Source organism: Acinetobacter bereziniae LMG 1003 = CIP 70.12 (assembly GCF_000368925.1).
GTDB lineage: Bacteria > Pseudomonadota > Gammaproteobacteria > Pseudomonadales > Moraxellaceae > Acinetobacter > Acinetobacter bereziniae.
Map to the genome: position 1 here is coordinate 2,382,416 of NZ_KB849756.1, position 19,697 is coordinate 2,402,112.

The window sequence follows — 19,697 nt, forward strand, 5'->3', positions numbered from 1 at the left end:
GCTGGGGATAATGTTGTCGTTACATCGGGTACCAATGCAGATGGCTCAACAAACTATGAAGTTGCGACAGCGAAAGACGTTAACTTTGACAAAGTAACTGTGGGTAATGTTGTTGTTGATAAGGCAAATGACACGATCCAAGGTTTGAGCAATAAAGATCTAAATTCAAGTGATTTTGCGACCAAAGGTAGAGCTGCGACTGAAGAACAGTTGAAAGCAGTGATTACCAGTAATATCACGGAAGTCGTGGATGGTAATGGCAACAAGGTGAATATTATTGACCAAGTTGTAAATACTAAACCTGACAATAAGAACCAAGATTCATTGTTCTTAACGTATGACAAACAAGGTCAAGAAACCACAGATCGCCTAACGATTGGTCAAACGGTACAGAAGATGAATACTGATGGTATTAAATTCTTCCATACCAATGCCGATACATCAAAAGGTGATTTGGGTACAACAAATGACTCAAGTGCAGGTGGTTTAAACTCTACAGCAATTGGTGTAAATGCGATTGTTGCGAATGGTGCAGATAGTTCAGTTGCTTTAGGTCATAACACCAAAGTCAATGGTAAACAATCAATTGCAATTGGTTCTGGTGCAGAAGCTTTAGGCAATCAATCGATCAGTATTGGTACAGGTAACAAAGTCACTGGTGATCATTCGGGTGCGATTGGTGATCCAACTATTGTAAATGGTGCAAACAGCTACTCTGTGGGTAATAACAACCAAGTACTTACAGATGACACTTTCGTACTTGGAAACAATGTCACCAAAACTGTTGCTGGTTCAGTAGTATTGGGTAACGGTTCAGCTGCAACGACAGGTGCTGGTGAGGCAGGCTATGCCTTATCTGTAGCAACAAATGCAGATAAAGCCGCGATCAATAAAACTACGTCAAGCACTGGTGCTGTTGCAGTTGGTGATGCGTCGAGCGGTATTTATCGTCAAATTACCGGTGTTGCTGCGGGTAGCGTAGATTCAGATGCTGTGAACGTTGCACAGTTAAAAGCGGTGGGTAACCAAGTTGTAACGACTCAAACTACATTGGTGAACAGTTTGGGTGGTAACGCTAAAGTAAATGCAGACGGTACGATTACAGGACCAACTTATAATGTTGCTCAAGGTAATCAGACCAATGTTGGTGATGCATTAACTGCGCTTGATAACGCAATTAATACTGCGGCAACAACATCTAAATCGACTGTTTCTAATGGTCAGAATATTGTTGTCAGCAAGAGCAAAAATGCAGATGGTTCAGACAACTATGAAGTATCAACAGCAAAAGACTTGACAGTTGATTCTGTCAAAGCGGGTGATACGGTTCTGAATAATGCAGGTATTACAATTGGCAATAACGCAGTTGTATTGAACAACACTGGATTAACCATTAGTGGTGGACCAAGTGTTACTTTGGCAGGCATCAATGCAGGTAATAAAACCATTCAAAATGTTGCGAATGCAGTAAATGCAACAGATGCAGTCAACAAAGGACAATTGGACAGCGCAATTAACAATGTGAATAACAATGTTAATGAGCTTGCCAACAACGCTGTTAAATATGACGATGCATCAAAAGATAAAATCACACTTGGTGGTGGGACAACTGGTACAACGATCACCAATGTGAAAGATGGTACGGTTGCGCAAGGTTCTAAAGATGCTGTGAATGGCGGTCAATTGTGGAATGTTCAACAACAAGTAGATCAGAACACAACTGATATTAGCAATATCAAAAATGATATTAACAACGGTACTGTTGGTTTGGTTCAACAAGCAGGTAAAGATGCACCAGTGACGGTTGCAAAAGATACTGGCGGTACAACGGTGAACGTCGCTGGCACAGATGGCAACCGAGTAGTAACAGGTGTTAAAGAAGGTGCAGTGAATGCAACATCTAAAGATGCTGTCAATGGTAGTCAATTGAATACAACCAACCAAGCGGTAGTCAATTATCTTGGTGGTGGGGCAGGTTATGACAACATTACAGGTAGCTTCACAGCTCCAAGTTATACGGTAGGTGACTCGAAATACAACAATGTTGGTGGCGCAATTGATGCATTAAACCAAGCAGATCAAGCATTGAATAGCAAAATTGACAATGTCAGTAACAAGTTGGATAACGCATTCCGTATTACCAACAACCGTATTGATGATGTAGAGAAAAAAGCCAATGCTGGTATTGCCGCTGCGATGGCTCTGGAATCAGCACCATATGTACCAGGTAAATATACCTATGCAGCAGGCGCAGCTTACCACGGTGGTGAAAATGCGGTAGGTGTGACTTTACGTAAAACTGCAGACAATGGTCGTTGGTCGATTACAGGCGGTGTAGCTGCAGCGTCTCAAGGCGATGCAAGTGTGCGTATCGGTATCAGTGGTGTGATTGACTAATTCACTCGACAGGGAAGATCTTCGGGTCTTCCTTTTTCTTCGAAAATTTTTTAAGAGAGAAAAAATGAAAGCATTTAACAAAAAAATTATGTTTGGTGTATTCAGCGGTCTTGTGATGTCATTGAGCCATGCTGCTGAAGTCGAAAGTGCAAATACGCAAGAAATCCATTTTCCTGAAATCAAAGACAGCTATTTAAAACAAGTGAACCGTTATGAATATGACGATGTCGCACGTTTAGACAAGGGATTAACCAAAGATCAGATTCGCCATATTTTGGGAAATCCTCAATTCTCTGAAGGTCTTTTTGCGGTTAAGACATGGAATTATGTATTGGATATTCGTGAGCCTAACTCAAACCAATATAAGCGTTGCCAATTACGCATAGATTTTGATAAGCAATACCGTTCAGACAATCTATATTGGAAAGGTGAACAATGCCAAGGCTTAATGGCTTGGGGGATTAACAATCAGTCTGAGACGGAGCAAACGACTCTAGCCCCTGGTGGGCAGTCTGCAAGTGTTTTGTTTTATTTTGATCATGCGGATAAAAATGGTGTAAAGAACGCTGAAGTGATTCGTAAAATCGCAGATCAGATTAAACAATCTGGTGCGAATAGCCCTGTTTTTGTGGCTGGATATACTGATCGTTTAGGATCATTTCAGTATAACCAACGTTTATCTGCCCAAAGAGCGAATACAGTCGTTGAACTCTTGAAACAACAAGGCATTCGTGGCGAGCAAATTCAGTACAGTGCAGAAAATAAAACAGATGTGTACCAAAAGTGCACAGGGATTAATAAAAAGATCCAGCTGGTTGAATGTCTAGCACCTAACCGTCGTGTGAATATCACTTGGTAAGTCGTACTGCTCCACTATAAATTTCGGTAACGAAAGCAAGAAACGATATGTGTTCCACATTATCGTTTTTTGTTTTTTGAGCAGGTGTTGATTAAAAAATCAAGAAGCTGATGAGATTGCAAAAATTTCCAATTGATTTAAAACAATAAAGTACGCAAATGATGAAAAAACAGTTGTGTTAATGATTGGCTTGGGGTTTACCTTTCTGGCACAAGCATTTGATAAAAAAGTAATGATATTTCGATTATCAATATTTGAGCTTCTATGAATAGAGACCTTTTATAAAATTAAATTTAGTGATTATTGTTAAATGATAAATATTATTTATTAAAAAATAAAAAATTATTCATAGAAGTTTTGTGTCTAATCTGGCGTGTTAGCGTTATATTAAATATCAATATTCATTTATCTCTAAACCCTGTTGAAATATAAGTAAACATGTCTTGTTTAAAAAAAGATCATACTCAAGGTCATTGGTTCTACGTTAACTTATAGTATGATGTGTACATATTTCGACTGATTTATTGCTATATCAGTTTTATTTAGCCAGAGTGAATCTGATTCATTTCAAGCTCAAACAATGTTGGAAATACAAATGCCTGACTATCGTTCAAAAACATCGACACATGGAAGAAATATGGCTGGTGCACGTGGCTTATGGCGTGCAACAGGAATGAAAGATGAAGATTTCGGTAAGCCGATTATTGCGGTAGTCAACTCATTTACCCAGTTTGTGCCTGGTCATGTCCACCTTAAAGATTTAGGTCAACTGGTTGCGGAACAAATCCAAGCAGCTGGTGGTGTGGCAAAAGAATTTAATACCATTGCCGTGGATGATGGTATTGCAATGGGGCATGATGGCATGCTGTATTCATTGCCTTCACGTGATTTGATTGCAGACTCTGTCGAATATATGGTCAATGCACACTGCGCAGATGCCATGGTGTGTATTTCAAACTGTGACAAAATTACCCCAGGAATGTTAATGGCAGCGATGCGCTTAAACATTCCAGTGGTGTTTGTGTCGGGTGGGCCAATGGAAGCGGGTAAAGTTAAAATCCGTGGTACAGAACGTGCAATTGACTTAGTTGATGCGATGGTGGTTGCAGCCGATGATAATTTTACAGATGAAGAAGTAAAAGAATACGAGCGTTCAGCATGTCCAACATGTGGTTCATGTTCTGGGATGTTCACAGCAAATTCGATGAACTGTTTGACAGAAGCATTGGGGTTGTCGTTACCAGGAAATGGTTCAACATTAGCAACGCATGCTAACCGTAAGAAACTATTCGAAAAAGCAGGTCAATTGGTTGTTGAATTGGCAAAACGCCATTATGAACAAGATGATTACACGGTATTACCACGTTCGATCGCAACCAAAGCATCTTATGAAAATGCCATGACGCTCGATATTGCGATGGGTGGTTCAACCAATACCGTATTGCATTTATTGGCTGCTGCCAGTGAAGCAGGTGTTGACTTTACCATGGATGACATTGATCGTTTATCGCGTAAAGTGCCTGTTTTATGTAAAGTTGCTCCTGCAAAGCAGGATGTGCATATGGAAGATGTGCATCGTGCCGGTGGCATCATGTCCATTCTCGGTGAATTGGATCGTGCAGGTTTATTAGATACATCGGTACACACTGTGCATGAGCACACCTTAAAAGATGCATTGGATAAATGGGATATTATTCGTACAGAAGACCCAGTGGTATATGAGTTCTTCCGCTCAGCGCCAGGTGGTGTTCCAACTCAAACTGCATTCTCACAAAATCGTTATTACCAGACTTTGGATGGCAATCGTGAAACAGGTGTGATTCGTAATGCTGAACATGCTTTCTCTAAAGATGGTGGCTTGGCAGTATTGTATGGCAACATTGCTGTAGATGGCTGTATTGTTAAAACAGCAGGTGTTGATGATTCAATTTTAAAATTTAATGGAACTGCACGAGTATTTGAAAGCCAAGATGCTGCAGTAGATTCAATTTTAGGACATGAAATTAAAGCTGGTGATGTGGTTGTGATCCGTTATGAAGGACCACGTGGTGGACCGGGTATGCAGGAAATGCTTTATCCGACTAGTTATTTAAAATCAAAAGGCTTAGGTAAAGAATGTGCTTTACTGACAGATGGACGCTTCTCTGGAGGTTCTTCTGGCCTTTCAATTGGTCATGTATCACCTGAAGCTGCTGAAGGTGGTGTGATTGGATTGGTTGAAGATGGTGATTTGATTGAAATTGATATTCCAAATCGTACCATCAATCTTGCTGTTGATGAGGCGACCTTAGCTGCAAGACGTAAGGTTCAGGACGAGAAAGGTTGGCAGCCTGCTGAACAACGTCCACGCAAGATTTCAAAAGCCTTGAAAGCTTATGCTATGCATACCACCAGCGCTTCAAAAGGCGCAGTACGTGAAATCTAGGCGCTAAAATAAAATAGATCATTAGTTTAAGGTAAGAAGCATCCATAAATGGGTGCTTTTTTATTGAATTGACTTAATGGTTTAAATTTTATCAGGTTTTGGGATATTGATCATTCAGAACCGAATTGTTATAAATTTGCTTATGACTGATCAGCATCAATTTTTTCAGCATCTTCATTGAATGAATGGTATGCTTGAGCGAGTTTCAGTCAGTTTTCTCTCATTTATTTAGTGCTTATTTTGAGGCCCTTCCCATGTCACTGCTACGCCGTTGGTTTGATCCAATCCGATCGAGTTGGTTTTACCAAAAACCGGTTCGCCAAGAGGTGTTATCTACGGAACAAGGGCTGAGTATCTATCTGCGTTTAGATGATGTGTATAGTTATCTTGCGGTACAACAATTAACGCAATTGGATGATATTTTAGCTGATGATTTAAAACCCTTGAAGGTGATTATTTCCAATACATCGGCAGAACCCCCCAATGGGATGACGGTAGAAGAATGGCGCAATTATTGTTTAGAAGATGCCAAAATCTTAGCCAACCAACACCGTTTTAGTTATGATGATGAAAAACCAGAACAACCCTCTCCAGAAGCATTAAAACAAGCAGAAATCATTCTGAGAAATACACCGCTTACAGGTCAGAACTTTCTTTATTTACTCGAAGACGTCTTTCATATGCTGTGGCAACAACAGTATGGAAAATTACGAACGTTGTTTGTTATGGCGAGTCAGCACCAAAAACCACAAAATTTTCCTGAACGCATTTTTAGTCATACTCCTATTTTAGAAAGCTATTTTGAATTTGGTGGGCGAAAGTATCATGCGGTGGATGATTTATTGCGTTTGACTCGCCGTCTAAAACAACAAAAATTATTGACGGGTAATCCGATTTTCTTAATCAATCACATCGAATGGCGTGAGCATTTGATGAGTGATGCAGAAGAGCTTGCTGAAATCCAGTCCATGCATCCAGAACTCGATTTATATATTGCTTTAGAAGACCCAATCAGCTGGTTATTGCTGGCTTATATTAAAGAAGAACTTGCTAATTATTATAATATTCAATTGAATTTGTATCCGTTGAGCTATCACGGTCGAGATGCTTTTGACTGGAGTTTGGCAACACGTCTTTCCAAGCGTTCTGAAGTGAAATTTACACCATTTTGTCGTCCAACGGCTGAAAGCACTTTAAATATGGCACGGCTATATTACAGTGTGCCCGAAGAACAGCGCATAGATGTCATGTATGACATATTGCAAGCTGTGTGGACCAAAGGGCGTGATTTGTCCTTTAAACCTCACTTGCAGCAAATCCAGCAAGACTTAGCAATCGAAAACTTAACAGAGATTGACGTTGAAGCTTTATTAAAAGTGAATGATCAGCAATGCGCTGAAAAGCATCAGCCCGATTTTCCAGTTTTAGAATTGCGTATTGAAGGAAAGCGTTACGTATTTAATAGTCTATATCGCGTTTGGATGATTGAAAGTATTTTTAGTAATGTGTTAGAACATAAATATAAAACTGAAAATGCGTTAGAACGAGCTCAACACATGAGCGAAGCACAGGATGTAGAAAAAACCAATGATCAAAAAAGAGAAGTGTGAATCTTTAGAACAAGTCCGTGATCGAATTGATCACTTGGATCAAGAATTGATTGAATTAATTGCAGCACGCCAATATTATGTGGATCAAGCGGTTCGATTTAAACGTACAGCGGAAGATGTACAGTCACCAGAACGTGTACAGCAGGTGATTAATAAAGTACGTCAAAAAGCCATTGATGTTGGAACGAATCCTGATTTGATCGAAATGCTTTATCGGGAAATGATTCAGCATTTTATTCAGCGAGAATTAAAAGAAATTCGCCCATAATTGTGCAAGAATTTTAAGTTTTATATTTCATCATTTATTTTACTTTAGAGAACGGTATGAAAAAAATTATTTTAATCTGCATAACAACAATGTTGAGTCAGTATGCACTTGCGGAAAATTGGAAATTAATTATTAAAGATCCAGATGGAAGCTTTTATTTAGATACGGATCGCCTGGTGAAAAAAGGCAAAACAGTCGATTATTGGGCAAAGTTTGTTGCTGATGCCGATAATGAAGAACTCGAAATGAAAAAAGGTGACTATACTTTATCGCATAATTTAGACCATTGTGTAGAGCGCACGACCAGCATTAGTTTAGTCGAAGATTACTTAAAAAATGGTGAATTGATTAACCGAGATGATCAAGCTTCTGATCCTAGCACGGTGGATGATGATGAAATCAATTTGGCTTTCTTTCAATCAGTCTGTAAATAATCATAGAAAATCTAGATTCATTTTAACTTTTCAGTATATTTGAAAAAAATCCCTTTTTTAAAAAGGGATTTTTTTATGAATCAATATCCAAAAAATTAATGGATCTAAGCAAGGCAATATTCTTTAGAGTGTGTAATTAAATTCCCCAATCTAGCTCTGTTTGGGTAATTTTATTGATCACGGTTTGATATTCAAATCTTTTACATGCACACCACAACTGCATGAACTCTGTACCAAAATATTGTTTAAAAACAGCATTTTTTTCGAACAACTGCAATGCTTCAAGCTGATGGGTTGGTAAGAAATGTGGTGTATCGATGCCCTGCAATTGTGGGCTAGGTTTGGGTAAGTCGAGTGGGGTATGTAGCCCATGGAGTATACCGACCAATAGGGTTGCGACACAAAGATATGGATTGACATCTGCCCCTGCAACACGATATTCAAGCCGTTGATTGTCTTGATCTGCACAGGGGATGCGAATGGCAACATTACGATTATTCAATCCCCAATTGGCTTGTAGCGGTACATGATGCCCAAATTGGAATCTTCGAAAGGAATTGACATTGGGTGCCAAAATCGCCATGGATGCAGGCATCAAACCAATTAAACCTGCAATGACTTTTTGCATGATCAGGTTCGGTTTTTTAGCTGCATCTAATTGAAAAATATTTTCTTGCCATTGGTTGAGTAGACTCATATGAAAGTGCATACCACTGCCTGCTTTGGACATATTCGGTTTTGCCATAAAACTGGCTTGCAAATGGTGCTCTACAGCAATTTGTCGAATCATGCGTTTAATTGCCATGATGTCATCACAGAGTTTTAAAATATTGTGGCTATGCTGAATATTCAGTTCAAATTGTCCAGAAGCACTTTCAGCCACAATTGCAGTGAGCTCGATATTTTGGCGCTTTGCTTCAAGCTCAATGTGTTGAAGAATACGATGAAAATCATGTGGTGTATCTACATCGAAACATTGGGTCTGATGGGCTTGATTATCTTGTTGTTGATTTGATAAATAAAACTCGATTTCACCTGCCATGACAGGAAAGTAATGCATTTGGTGCAGTGTAGTTAAGATTTTTTTGAGTAGATTACGCGGTTCTAACATACAGTCTGAGCCATCATCCGACTGCATACTTAATAACAGTTGAGCATGTTGGGTGGGCTGATCTGCACAAGGTTTTAAACTGCCTAAAACGGGCATACATAAGCGGTCAGGCTCTCCGATATATTTGCCTAAACCGCTTTCTTCCACCACCTGACCATTTAAATTCATTGCATAAATCGACAATGGGAAATAACAACCTTTGTACAGTGAGTGAAGTGCATTCACCTCAATACGTTTCCCACGAATATGCCCATTCAAGTCATGTAAGCAAATATCAATAAAACGTGTTTCTGGATAATTTTCTAAGTATCGTTGCGTTTCGAGATAAAAATCATTGTTGTCCTGATGCTCACATAATAATGCTGTGGGGAAAATTTTTGTAGAACTGGCAATCGGCATATTCATGGTCAATACATCCAAAATGGGATGGAAAAAGTATAGAAAGCTTGGGTTGAGCAGTAACGTAAAATGATCGTAAATTCTTTGTCTGAGAAAAAGTCTGTCCATGAGGATAGAGCCTCAATATTTAATTGAGGCTCTATCCTAAAAACAGTGATATTTCAAATCCACAGATTGGCGTAGCATGACCTCAGCATAGAGAGGTAAAGCGACATGATGGGATTTGTCATAGGTGTGTTTGCAATTGCAGGGATGATTAAGGGAACGATTGGGCTAGGTTTACCTGCGGTATCGATGGGTTTATTGAGTTTAGTCATCAGCCCATTCCAAGCTGCGACACTGCTGATTATTCCTTCAATGGTCACCAATTTTTGGCAATTATTTGCTGAGGGCAATGTGTGGCGGTTGGTGTGTCGTTTTTATCCATTGCTATTGGGAATCATTGTTGGTTCAATCTGGAGCATTTTCCCGACCTTAGGGCATTCTCATGGCAGCTTTCATAGTGAGGCACTGTTAGGCGCAATGTTGGCTTTGTATGGGCTTTACGGCTTATTTGCCAAGCGAATGCCAAATCTTGCTCCACATGAAAAATGGCTTTCTCCAATCATTGGATATTTAGGCGGTGCTTTGACTGTTGCAACAGGTGTTGTAGTGATTCCAGTTGTACCTTATTTGCAATCTTTGCATTTAAAGCGTGATGATTTGGTACAGTCTTTAGGTTTAGCTTTTACTGTTTCAACAATATGCCTTGCCGTTTTTTTACATCAGAATCCTGTTGAAGATACCCCGATTGACTATAAATTATCACTGATTGCGTTGATTCCATCATTGCTTGGCATGTGGGTGGGGACAAAAATTCGTCATCGAATTCCAGAGCAAAAATTCCGTAAAGTTTTCTTTTGTGGTTTGGTGATTTTTGGGTTGTATTCTGTATTACATCAATTTGGCGTGCTGTAAGTGTCTTTTCCAATGACTTTTTGAGCTGCCGAGCTCAACATGCACTCGTTCAATTTAAGGCTGAGGCATCTCATCCAAAATCAGTTTAGTTTTTTGTGAAATTAAAAATTGCACAAAATGTTGGTAAGCTGTAGGAAGCTCATCAAAATTTTGTGCAGCCAATTGCAATTGGCGCTTTGCCCATTCGCCCACCAATTCGATTTGATGAAATGGATAATGCTGGTTTAACCGGATTGCAGCACGCTTTGGCATAATTGCAATTCCAACGCCGTTGGCAACTACCTGAGCAATTGCGGCAAAATTTGGTAATCTTAATCGATACTGAATGGCACAATTGAGTAATTTTGCTTGATTTTCAATAGATTGTTGTAGTGAATGATATTGCATTAGACCTACGAATGGATAATGCATCGCATCGATTAATTTTAATTGCTGCTGTTGCCCAAGCTCATGATTGGCTGGACAAATCAGCACCAATGGATCATCTGAAAATTCAAGTGTTTGCAACTGATGGTGATTAAAAAAGCTGGAAATTAAGCCCAATTTCGCATTACCTTTTTCAATCGTCTGGATAATTTCATTGCTTTCTGCTTCTCTTAGATCAATCTGGATCTGTGGATTTTCAACTAAATATTGAGGTAACAGTAGCGGTAAATATTCACTTTGCGCAGACGAATTACACCATAAGGTCATATGGTTACTGAGCCCCTGTGTATAGGGTGACATGGCTTGTTCAAGCTGTTTAGCTTGTTGGATCAACCTTAAAGCTTGCTCTGCAAAAGTTTGTCCTGCAATAGTCAGTTTGACACCTGAGGCATGGCGAGTAAAAAGGCGAGTTGTATAGTGTTGTTCAAGTTTTTTAATGCGTTCACTTGCTGCTTGCAATGAAATAGACGAGCGTTCAGCACCTTTGGTTAGGCTTCCTGTGTCCACGATATTGATAAAAAGTTGCAAATCGAAGAAGTCTAGGCGCATGCGAATCATGAAAGGCTGAAATAAGATGAAAGTATAGCTGAATCATCATACAAATATACGCTATCGTAGCGATTGTTTCTGGAATCAATCAGGCGAGATTTCAATTGAAACAATGATAGCGTGATCACGATCGTATTGGATGAGAGTGACGAGATATTTTAAATGATTGTCATGGTGAATACAGGTGCTTTAAGACTTCCAATGAATCATATTGATCATTATTTTATTTGCTCTGTCCTCGCCCAAAACGCAATCCATTGATGAAATATCAACAGATCTTAGAATAGATAAAAAATCTTTGAGAGCAAAAACAGTGAAAACGATTGGTTTATTGGGTGGAATGAGTTGGGAGTCTACAGATTTATACTACCAACAGTTGAATAAAAGCGTGCAACAAAAATTAGGAAAATTACACTCTGCGAAAGTCGTTTTAATCAGTGTTGATTTTGCTGAAATCGAAATATTACAGCGTCAAGGCTTATGGGAGGATGCAGGAATATATTTAAAAGAGAAGGCCGTTCAGTTGGAGCAAGCAGGGGCAGAGGGCATTTTACTGTGTACCAATACCATGCATAAAGTTGCGTCCTATATTGAGCACTCGATTTCTATTCCTTTCATTCACATTGCGGATGCGACAGCGAAAGAAATTTTAAATCAGAACATTCGCAAAGTCGGTTTGTTAGGTACTCGATTTACCATGGAACAAGATTTCTATAAGCAGCGGTTGGAACAGCAAGGCATCAATGTACTCATACCTCACCAAGCGCATCGAAAGATTGTTCACGATATTATTTATGATGAATTGTGTTTAGGCGTGATTAATGAACTATCTCGTCAGAAATATATCCAAATTGTTGAGCAACTCATATTAGAGGGTGCAGAAGGAATTATTTTGGGGTGTACAGAAATTTGTATGCTAATTGGAGACACTCCGTTTTCTGTTCCACTATTTGATACAACATCGATCCATACACAAGCTGCTGTGGATTTTGCTTTGTCGTGAGCTTTTAAAACGCAGTATGGGTATCAATAAAAAAGCTCCAGATGGAGCTTTAATATTGCTATTAGCAAAGGCTTACATGATTTTCACACCTTGCTGACCTGCAGGGGTAACTTTGAAGATTTCAACTTCAAAGGTAATGTTTTTACCTGCAAGTGGATGGTTAAAATCGACTTCGGTGATGTCTTCACCTACAGTTTTAACCACACCAAATAGGCTTTGTTTGGCTTTATCTTCAAACTCAATCATATGCCCTTCTACAGGACGCTGTTCGAATTTTACCGTATCAAACTTTTGTACGTTTTCAGGATTCCACGGACCGAAAGCATCTTCAGGAGGTAAGCTGACAGTACGACGGTCACCAGCACGCAGACCAAATAAGGCTTTTTCAAACCCCGGTAATAAGCTGCCATCACCCATAACTAAACTGACAGGTTCTTCACGGCTACGGGTATTATCAATTTCAACACCACTTTCAATCGCAACAGAAAAGTGCAGTTCTACTTTTGATCCATCCGCAATGCGTGTTTCGTCATTGGGATTAATAATTTGTTCAGTCATTTTGCGCTTCCGCACGTTGAATACGATGCTTTTCTAAAAAGAAGGTATCAATTAACAATAAAATGGTACCGAGGGTAATCGCACTGTCTGCAATATTGAATGCAGGAAAACTACTTCCTTGATAATGCAAATGAATAAAATCAACCACATAACCCAGTGTCATACGATCAATCAAATTGCCTAATGCACCACCAAGAATCAATGCGATTGCAGCAGGTAAAATCAGTGTTGTTTTTGGCATACGCATCAGCCAAAAAATAAAGACGATAGAGACGATACCCGCCAGTCCCGTAAATAAATAATGTTGCCATCCACCTGCATCGGACAAGAAGCTAAATGCTGCGCCGTAATTATGCAGTAATGTCCAGTTCAAAAAAGGCAGTACAGGTACAGGCTGAGCATAAGTCAGATGTGTACTTGCAATGTTTTTTGTCCATTGGTCAATGATAATGGCAAGGACAGACAGTCCAAGCCACATCAAATTATGAGGATAAAACTGGAATAAGCCCTTTTTATTTTGCGGATTAGGCATATTTTCTCTCTTCGCCTTGACCTGTAGGAAGGTTGATAATACAACGAGAACATAGACCTGGATGTTCAAGATGTGTATTTACATCTGGAAGTACATGCCAGCAACGTGCACATTTCTCACCTTCAGCCACCGAAACCTTAACTCGTAAGCCTTCAATATCCGTTACTTCACCTTGTTCAGCATAGTCATAAACAATGGCTTGTGAGGTAATTAAGACAAAACGAAGTTCATCACCCAATTGGTTCAATACTTTTTGTAGATCCGCATTTGCCCAAAGTTCAACCTTAGCTGACAGGTTACTACCAATCAGTTTCACATTACGCGCAACTTCAATCTGTTTATTGACCGCAGATTTAACTTCAATCAAAGTCTGCCAATCCGCTTCAGAGATCAAGTTGCTATTGGATGCAACTGGAATATCATACCAATTTGCAGTAAATACATATTTTTCAGTTTGTTCTGGAATCAACGGCCAAGCTTCTTGTGCAGTAAAGCTCAAGATAGGGCTCATCCAACGAACAAAGGCTTGAACCAAATGATACAACGCAGTTTGTGCTGAATGGCGAGCTGCTGAATCAGCCTTGGTGGTGTATTGACGGTCTTTGATGATGTCTAAATAGAATCCACCTAAGTCATTGATACAGAAATTCGTCAAAGCATTGGTCACGACATGGAAATTCATATCTTCATAAGCTTGTTGAATGGTTTTCTGTACATCAGCTGCACGTTGTAAGATGTATTGATCAAGGGCAATCAATTGATCAACTGGCAAGGCATCTGTTGATGGTTTAAACCCATTTAAGTTTGCCAACAAGAAACGCAAAGTATTACGAATACGACGATAGCTATCACTTACACGGCTAAAGATTTCATTACTTGCCGCAATTTCATAACGATAGTCACTTGAAGCAACATATAGACGTAAGCCATCTGCACCTAACTGTTTGATGATGTCTTCAAGCGGGATAAAGTTACCCAATGATTTTGATAATTTACGACCTTTTTCATCTACTGTGAAACCATGGGTCAACAACGCTTTATATGGCGCACGTTTATGAATCGCAATCGACGTTAACAATGAAGACTGGAACCAACCACGATGTTGATCTGAGCCTTCAAGATATAGATCTGCTGGGTCTTCAAGTTCTGCACGTTCACGTAACACAGCATAATGGGTTGTGCCTGAGTCGAACCAGACATCCAAAGTATCACGGACTGCATTGTACTGTTCAGCATCATCACCGATAAATTCTTTGGCTTCACGGTTATACCAACCATCAATCCCTTCTTTTTCAATCAGTTTTGCAACTTCTTCAATTAATTCAGGAGTACGAGGGTGTAATTCATTGGTATCTTTGTGTACAAAGAATGGGATTGGCACACCCCAAGTACGCTGACGAGAGATACACCAGTCTGGGCGACCTTCGATCATAGATTTGATCCGGTTTTTACCCCAATCAGGGACAAAACCGATGTCATTTTCGATGGCATTTAAAGCATCTTGACGTAGACCATTTGCATCCATGCTGATAAACCATTGTGGCGTTGCACGGAAGATAATCGGTGTTTTATGACGCCAGCAATGTGGGTAGCTGTGCTTAATTGGCAGATGCGCCCATAATTTACCGATACTTGATAAAGTCTCGATGATTTTTGGATTTGCCTTATAGATGTGTTCACCAGCAAAAAGCGGTGAAGTTGGTAAGTAGACACCATTTCCACCTACAGGGTTTTCTACTTTTAAGTTATAGCTTAGACCTACTTTATAGTCGTCTACACCATGTCCAGGCGCTGTATGTACAGCACCAGTACCACTGGTCGCAATAACATGCTCGCCTAAGATGACAGGCACTTGGCGATCAGTAATCAATGGATGTTGTAGTTGTAAATTCTCAAGTTTTGCACCAACAAAATCAGCCAATACTTTTGGATTTTCAAGCTTGTAACGTTCACATGCAGACTCAACCAAATCTTTGGCTAAGATGAGGTTTTGAGTACCACGTTCAGATTGTACTTCAACCAATTGATAGTCTATTTCAGCATGCAGTGCCACCGCCTGGTTGGCAGGCAATGTCCAAGGTGTTGTGGTCCAGATCACGATATCGGTTGGATGAGTAACAGTCAGTCCAATTTTTTCAGATAAGTCAGTCAGGCTGACCACACCAAAGCCGACATCAATTGCATCCGATTTTTTATCTTCGTATTCAACTTCTGCTTCAGCCAGTGAAGAACCACAGTCCATACACCAGTTCACTGGTTTTAAACCCGGTTCAATATGACCTGCTTTGGCGATTTCACCCAAGGCACGGACAATGTCGGCTTCTTGCTTAAAATTCATGGTGAGGTATGGGTTATCCCAGTCACCAAACACACCCATACGGATGAAGTCTTTTTTCTGTAATTCGACTTGGGTATAAGCGTATTCACGACAAGCTTTACGGAAGGTTGAAGCATCAACTTTTACGCCCACTTTGCCGACTTTTTCTTCAACTTTTAATTCGATCGGCAAACCATGACAGTCCCAGCCCGGAACATAGGGTGCATCCATACCATCTAAAGTACGGCTTTTTACAATAATATCTTTTAAGACTTTATTGACCACATGACCTAAATGCAATGAACCATTTGCATACGGAGGACCATCATGCAAAATATATTTTTTCTTACCAATACGCGAAGCACGAATCTGCTGATAAATGTTGTCGGCATACCACTCTTCTAACCATTTTGCTTCACGTACTGCGAGATTTGCTTTCATTGCAAATTCAGTACCTGGTAGGTTTAGCGTGGCTTTATAATCCACTGCATTTTCAGAAGTTTGCTTATCGCTCATGCAAGTTGTCATCCAATATTATCAGCACCATTGCTGACGCGTTTTACAATAAAAAATTAAGTTTAAAAAGGAAATTTGGGGGTGTTTTTACGAAACTCAAGCAATCGTTCGACATCATCATCAATCCCCGCCTGAAGCGCTTCAAGAGATGGGTAATTTAATTCACCATGTAAATAGTCGAGGAAAGTGACTCGCATCAACAGACCATACAGATTAGCAGAAACATCAGGAAAATGTACTTCTAATCGCCATTCTGGGTGCTCTTGCTTAATTGCAGGGCGTGTGCCTACATGACCTGCACCATATAAAGCATCGGTGTGATAGCCAAGGATGCCTTTTTTATCTGGGGATTCCGCTTTAACCTTTTCTGTTAAAGAGGTCGTTTCACAAATCACTTCTACGCCATAGATACCACTTAAACAAGGTCTATGACGCCCAACACGGACATTAATGGTGGGGAAGTTTAAGGTGCGACCAATTTGATCACCGTATTGCACACGACCAATCATGCTATAGGGACGACCCAATAATTTTGCAGCAAGTGAGAGATCACCTGCATGAAGCACTTGGCGAATACGAGTTGAACTCACGCGTTCACCATTAAACTCAATCGTTTTTAAATTCGTGACATCAAAACCGTATTGTTTTAAAAATTCGCTATTTCCTTGACGGTCTTTACCAAAATGAAAGTCGTCACCCAAGATCAAGCTTTGAGCATTGAGTTTGTTTTTTAATAAATCAGCGAAGTTTTCGGCACTTAAACTGCGAAATTGATTATCAAATTTGGCAATAGCAATATAGTCGACACCCAACTCAGTGAGATATTCGACTTTTTCTCTCAGTGAGGAGATGCGAGAGGGCGCTTCATAACCTTTGAAAAACTCTAAAGGTTGAGGCTCAAAGATCATCACCAAGGTTTTTAAGTTATGTGTTTTTGCAACGTCTTTCAGTTGCGAAACCATGGCTTGATGTCCCAAATGGACACCATCAAAATTGCCAATCGTCACTGCGGTTTGGGGCAATTGGAAATTTGGTGCTAAGGCATTTAGACGTAACAGCTGCATGGTTTCAAAATAAGCTTAAAATTTGAAAGGACTATATATTGCCATAATCTCACAGTTTCGTCTTGTTGTTGTGTTTTTATCCAGAAAAAAATATTGAGAATAATTTTTTATATCAGTTAAATTGATTCATTTTATGAAAATAAATCAATTTTATTTATTAATAAGTGATTTTATAATCAATTTATCTGCTGAAATGAGGATGAAGCGATGAAAAAGCCATTTTACCAACTCGAACAAACACGAGATGTGATCCGACAGTTTACGCCAAATTGGTTCACCATGACCATGGGGACAGGCGTTGTGGCACTCATTTTACCTGAATTTCCATTTGCTCAAGGTTTTTTGTGGCAATTGGCAACCCTGCTGTGGCAATTTAACATACTGGTATTTATCACATTTATGACGCTCTATGTTCTGCGCTGGCTGATTTATCCTCAAGAAGCGAAGCAGATCTTTTCCCATCCTGCGATGGCACTTTTTTTAGGTGCAATTCCAATGGGTTTGGCAACGATTTTAAATGGCTTTTTAAAATATGGCGTTGCAATATACGGTGATGCTGCAATCCAAATCGCACAACTGTTGTGGTTTGTTGATGTCATTTTGGCGGTAGGGATTGGGATTCTTGTACCATTTTGTATGTTCCATAAACAAGAGCATCAATTGCACACAATGACTGCAATGTGGTTGTTGCCGATTGTCGCCTGTGAGGTTGCAGCAACCTCAGGTGGTTTGTTGTTAGCGCATATGGAAGCGAGTCAGCAAGCTATCGGTATTTTATTCGCCAGTTATATGCTGTGGGGAATGTCTGTATTGCCAGCGTTTGGGATCCTGACGATTTTGATGTTGCGTCTGGCATTACATAAATTACCAAGCAAAGAATTGGCAATCACAGGTTGGTTGGCTTTGGGACCAATTGGTACTGGCGCATTGACACTCTTGGTTTTAGGTGCTCAAGCACCTCAAGTTTTGACTTTGATCCACTTAGAAAGCCTCGGTGTGTTCTTTCAAAACGCAGGTATTGTCGCAAGTTTTATGTTACTGGGTTTTGGTGTGTGGTGGTTTGCAATAGCTGTTTTAACCACATTGAAGCACGCTGCGACAGAATTACCTTTTAACTTAGGTTGGTGGGGATTAACCTTTCCATTGGGCGTCTTTACTTTAGCGATATTGAATGTAGGGCATCAGTTACAGGTTAATTTTATTGTCGATACAGGTTTAGCATTTGCTGCAATTCTCATGATGCTTTGGCTAATGGTTATGGGCAAAACCGTACAAGGTATTTATCAAGGCAATTTGTTTTTTTCACCTTGTTTAAAAGCATGGTTGGAGCGAGAACAAGCTTAAAAATGCAAAGCTGACATAGACATAGCAATAGATAAAAAAATTAGCTTTTTTAGCAAAATCAAGCCGTACAGGATATAAAAAAACAGTACGGCTTTTTTAATGCTAAGCCGTTTGATATAAATCAGATCTTATGATTTTCTATTCAATCACTCCGTTATATCGACATCTCTCATGATTCAATCTGAATTTGAACCTGTTTTAATGCAAGTGATAAACGTCTTTTGCACCGAATTTCCGACTGAACTGCATAGTGTGTATGTCTATGGAAGTGTGGCAAAGGGCACAGCTGTTATTGGACAGTCTGATCTCGATTTATGTGTGGTCTTTGTTCAGCCAGTCGATGATGTAGAACGAAAAATTTCGCAGATTAAGTCGGATATTATGGCTTTAACCAGCTTTTTTTCTAAAGTTGATGTTGATATTGGTGTATTACAAGATGTTTTAAACGAGAACAATCGAAAAAGTTGGGGAGCATGGATCAAATTCTTTTGCCATCCTCTTTATGGCGATAATTTATCCAGACAGTTTGAAAATGTTGAAATTGATCGAAGTGTGATTCTCGCGATAAATCAGGGATATGATCAAGAGATACAACATTATTTCGAGATGTTGGCGACTACGCGGTTCGACTTACAAGACAGCGTCAATTTAAAAAAATCTTTATTGAAAAGAATCATTCGCTTATTGCCACTGACATGGCTTGAGATCGAACAATGGCCTGTAAATTTAGACAATACTGTACTGCAAGCTCTCCAGAAATATCCAGAACAAAAGCCAATGTTTGAATATCTGTTAAAAGAACTGGAAAATCCTGATGTACTCAGTTGTGATTGTTTGGATCAAGTGCAAGAAATTTATTTGTGGGTCTGTCGTCATATAAAATAGAAATAAAAAAAGCAGCCTTTCGGCTGCTTTAAATATCTTCAAT

16 protein-coding genes are annotated in these 19,697 nt (G+C 39.6%); 10 read left to right on the forward strand and 6 right to left on the reverse strand.

Going from position 1 to position 19,697, the window contains the following annotated elements:
- From F938_RS20895 to F938_RS20920, 6 genes are all read left to right on the forward strand, one after another.
- Positions 1 to 2,397, forward strand: a 2,397-nt coding sequence (locus F938_RS20895) for a YadA-like family protein (RefSeq protein WP_005034932.1), incomplete at its 5' end; no start/stop codon positions are given.
- 64 nt (positions 2,398 to 2,461) lie between these two features.
- A complete protein-coding gene (tpgA, locus tag F938_RS20900; RefSeq protein ID WP_005034935.1) occupies positions 2,462 to 3,256 on the forward strand; it encodes a trimeric autotransporter adhesin/peptidogylcan-associated protein TpgA in 795 nt (264 codons plus the stop codon).
- A gap of 595 nt (positions 3,257 to 3,851) precedes the next feature.
- Positions 3,852 to 5,681, forward strand: coding sequence for a dihydroxy-acid dehydratase (gene ilvD / locus F938_RS20905; RefSeq protein WP_005034938.1), 1,830 nt, complete (start codon positions 3,852 to 3,854; stop codon positions 5,679 to 5,681).
- 254 nt (positions 5,682 to 5,935) lie between these two features.
- Entirely contained in the window at positions 5,936 to 7,291 is a 1,356-nt protein-coding gene (locus F938_RS20910; protein ID WP_005034940.1) for a hypothetical protein, read from the forward strand.
- Positions 7,269 to 7,559, forward strand: coding sequence for a chorismate mutase (locus F938_RS20915; protein WP_004825764.1), 291 nt, complete (start codon positions 7,269 to 7,271; stop codon positions 7,557 to 7,559). The genes F938_RS20910 and F938_RS20915 overlap by 23 nt, the downstream gene beginning before the upstream one ends.
- Before the next feature lie 56 nt (positions 7,560 to 7,615).
- Positions 7,616 to 7,993 carry a surface-adhesin E family protein gene (locus F938_RS20920; RefSeq protein WP_005034942.1) on the forward strand — a complete coding sequence of 126 codons (378 nt, stop codon included), beginning with the start codon at positions 7,616 to 7,618 and terminating at the stop codon, positions 7,991 to 7,993.
- Between the two features lie 136 nt (positions 7,994 to 8,129).
- Here the strand turns inward: F938_RS20920 and F938_RS20925 are convergent, their stop codons facing one another.
- Complete coding sequence (locus F938_RS20925) at positions 8,130 to 9,509, reverse strand: glutamine synthetase family protein (RefSeq protein ID WP_010590824.1); 1,380 nt, start codon at positions 9,507 to 9,509, stop codon at positions 8,130 to 8,132.
- 207 nt (positions 9,510 to 9,716) lie between these two features.
- On the opposite strand from F938_RS20925, the gene F938_RS20930 reads away from it, so the two are divergent.
- Entirely contained in the window at positions 9,717 to 10,460 is a 744-nt protein-coding gene (locus F938_RS20930; RefSeq protein ID WP_004825767.1) for a sulfite exporter TauE/SafE family protein, read from the forward strand.
- 54 nt (positions 10,461 to 10,514) lie between these two features.
- On the opposite strand, the gene F938_RS20935 is transcribed toward F938_RS20930, so the two are convergent.
- Positions 10,515 to 11,435 carry a LysR family transcriptional regulator gene (locus tag F938_RS20935; RefSeq protein WP_009585431.1) on the reverse strand — a complete coding sequence of 307 codons (921 nt, stop codon included), beginning with the start codon at positions 11,433 to 11,435 and terminating at the stop codon, positions 10,515 to 10,517.
- A 313-nt stretch (positions 11,436 to 11,748) separates the two neighbouring features.
- Here F938_RS20935 and F938_RS20940 point away from each other — a divergent pair, with 313 nt between their 5' ends.
- Positions 11,749 to 12,438, forward strand: a complete 690-nt coding sequence (locus tag F938_RS20940; protein WP_005034947.1) for an aspartate/glutamate racemase family protein — start codon at positions 11,749 to 11,751, stop codon at positions 12,436 to 12,438.
- Between the two features lie 72 nt (positions 12,439 to 12,510).
- On the opposite strand, the gene F938_RS20945 is transcribed toward F938_RS20940, so the two are convergent.
- From F938_RS20945 to ribF, 4 genes are all read right to left on the reverse strand, one after another.
- The gene (locus tag F938_RS20945) at positions 12,511 to 12,996 is read right to left on the reverse strand and encodes an FKBP-type peptidyl-prolyl cis-trans isomerase (RefSeq protein ID WP_005034950.1); all 486 of its coding nucleotides are present in this window, start codon (positions 12,994 to 12,996) and stop codon (positions 12,511 to 12,513) included.
- Positions 12,989 to 13,528 carry a signal peptidase II gene (gene lspA / locus F938_RS20950; protein ID WP_004825774.1) on the reverse strand — a complete coding sequence of 180 codons (540 nt, stop codon included), beginning with the start codon at positions 13,526 to 13,528 and terminating at the stop codon, positions 12,989 to 12,991. Before lspA ends, F938_RS20945 begins: the two co-directional genes overlap by 8 nt.
- The gene (gene ileS / locus F938_RS20955) at positions 13,521 to 16,361 is read right to left on the reverse strand and encodes an isoleucine--tRNA ligase (RefSeq protein ID WP_005034952.1); all 2,841 of its coding nucleotides are present in this window, start codon (positions 16,359 to 16,361) and stop codon (positions 13,521 to 13,523) included. The genes lspA and ileS overlap by 8 nt, the downstream gene beginning before the upstream one ends.
- Before the next feature lie 62 nt (positions 16,362 to 16,423).
- Positions 16,424 to 17,425, reverse strand: coding sequence for a riboflavin biosynthesis protein RibF (gene ribF / locus F938_RS20960; protein WP_004825776.1), 1,002 nt, complete (start codon positions 17,423 to 17,425; stop codon positions 16,424 to 16,426).
- A 207-nt stretch (positions 17,426 to 17,632) separates the two neighbouring features.
- Here ribF and F938_RS20965 point away from each other — a divergent pair, with 207 nt between their 5' ends.
- Together F938_RS20965 and F938_RS20970 are read left to right on the forward strand one after the other, a co-directional pair.
- Positions 17,633 to 18,769, forward strand: a complete 1,137-nt coding sequence (locus F938_RS20965; RefSeq protein ID WP_005034955.1) for a TDT family transporter — start codon at positions 17,633 to 17,635, stop codon at positions 18,767 to 18,769.
- A gap of 171 nt (positions 18,770 to 18,940) precedes the next feature.
- On the forward strand, positions 18,941 to 19,654 hold the full coding sequence (locus F938_RS20970) for a nucleotidyltransferase family protein (protein WP_005034957.1): 714 nt from the start codon (positions 18,941 to 18,943) through the stop codon (positions 19,652 to 19,654).
- Positions 19,655 to 19,697 lie beyond the last annotated feature (43 nt).

Excerpts from the sequence above, each read along its gene's own strand:
- ribF (WP_004825776.1), bottom strand. The coding sequence starts at position 17,425 with ATGCAGCTGTTACGTCTAAATGCCTTAGCACCAAATTTCCAATTGCCC.
- F938_RS20920 (WP_005034942.1), top strand. The coding sequence starts at position 7,616 with ATGAAAAAAATTATTTTAATCTGCATAACAACAATGTTGAGTCAGTAT.
- tpgA (WP_005034935.1), top strand. The coding sequence starts at position 2,462 with ATGAAAGCATTTAACAAAAAAATTATGTTTGGTGTATTCAGCGGTCTT.
- F938_RS20915 (WP_004825764.1), top strand. The coding sequence starts at position 7,269 with ATGATCAAAAAAGAGAAGTGTGAATCTTTAGAACAAGTCCGTGATCGA.
- lspA (WP_004825774.1), bottom strand. The coding sequence starts at position 13,528 with ATGCCTAATCCGCAAAATAAAAAGGGCTTATTCCAGTTTTATCCTCAT.
- F938_RS20965 (WP_005034955.1), top strand. The coding sequence starts at position 17,633 with ATGAAAAAGCCATTTTACCAACTCGAACAAACACGAGATGTGATCCGA.
- F938_RS20910 (WP_005034940.1), top strand. The coding sequence starts at position 5,936 with ATGTCACTGCTACGCCGTTGGTTTGATCCAATCCGATCGAGTTGGTTT.
- F938_RS20925 (WP_010590824.1), bottom strand. The coding sequence starts at position 9,509 with ATGAATATGCCGATTGCCAGTTCTACAAAAATTTTCCCCACAGCATTA.
- F938_RS20930 (WP_004825767.1), top strand. The coding sequence starts at position 9,717 with ATGATGGGATTTGTCATAGGTGTGTTTGCAATTGCAGGGATGATTAAG.
- F938_RS20935 (WP_009585431.1), bottom strand. The coding sequence starts at position 11,435 with ATGCGCCTAGACTTCTTCGATTTGCAACTTTTTATCAATATCGTGGAC.
- ileS (WP_005034952.1), bottom strand. The coding sequence starts at position 16,361 with ATGAGCGATAAGCAAACTTCTGAAAATGCAGTGGATTATAAAGCCACG.
- F938_RS20970 (WP_005034957.1), top strand. The coding sequence starts at position 18,941 with ATGATTCAATCTGAATTTGAACCTGTTTTAATGCAAGTGATAAACGTC.
- F938_RS20945 (WP_005034950.1), bottom strand. The coding sequence starts at position 12,996 with ATGACTGAACAAATTATTAATCCCAATGACGAAACACGCATTGCGGAT.
- ilvD (WP_005034938.1), top strand. The coding sequence starts at position 3,852 with ATGCCTGACTATCGTTCAAAAACATCGACACATGGAAGAAATATGGCT.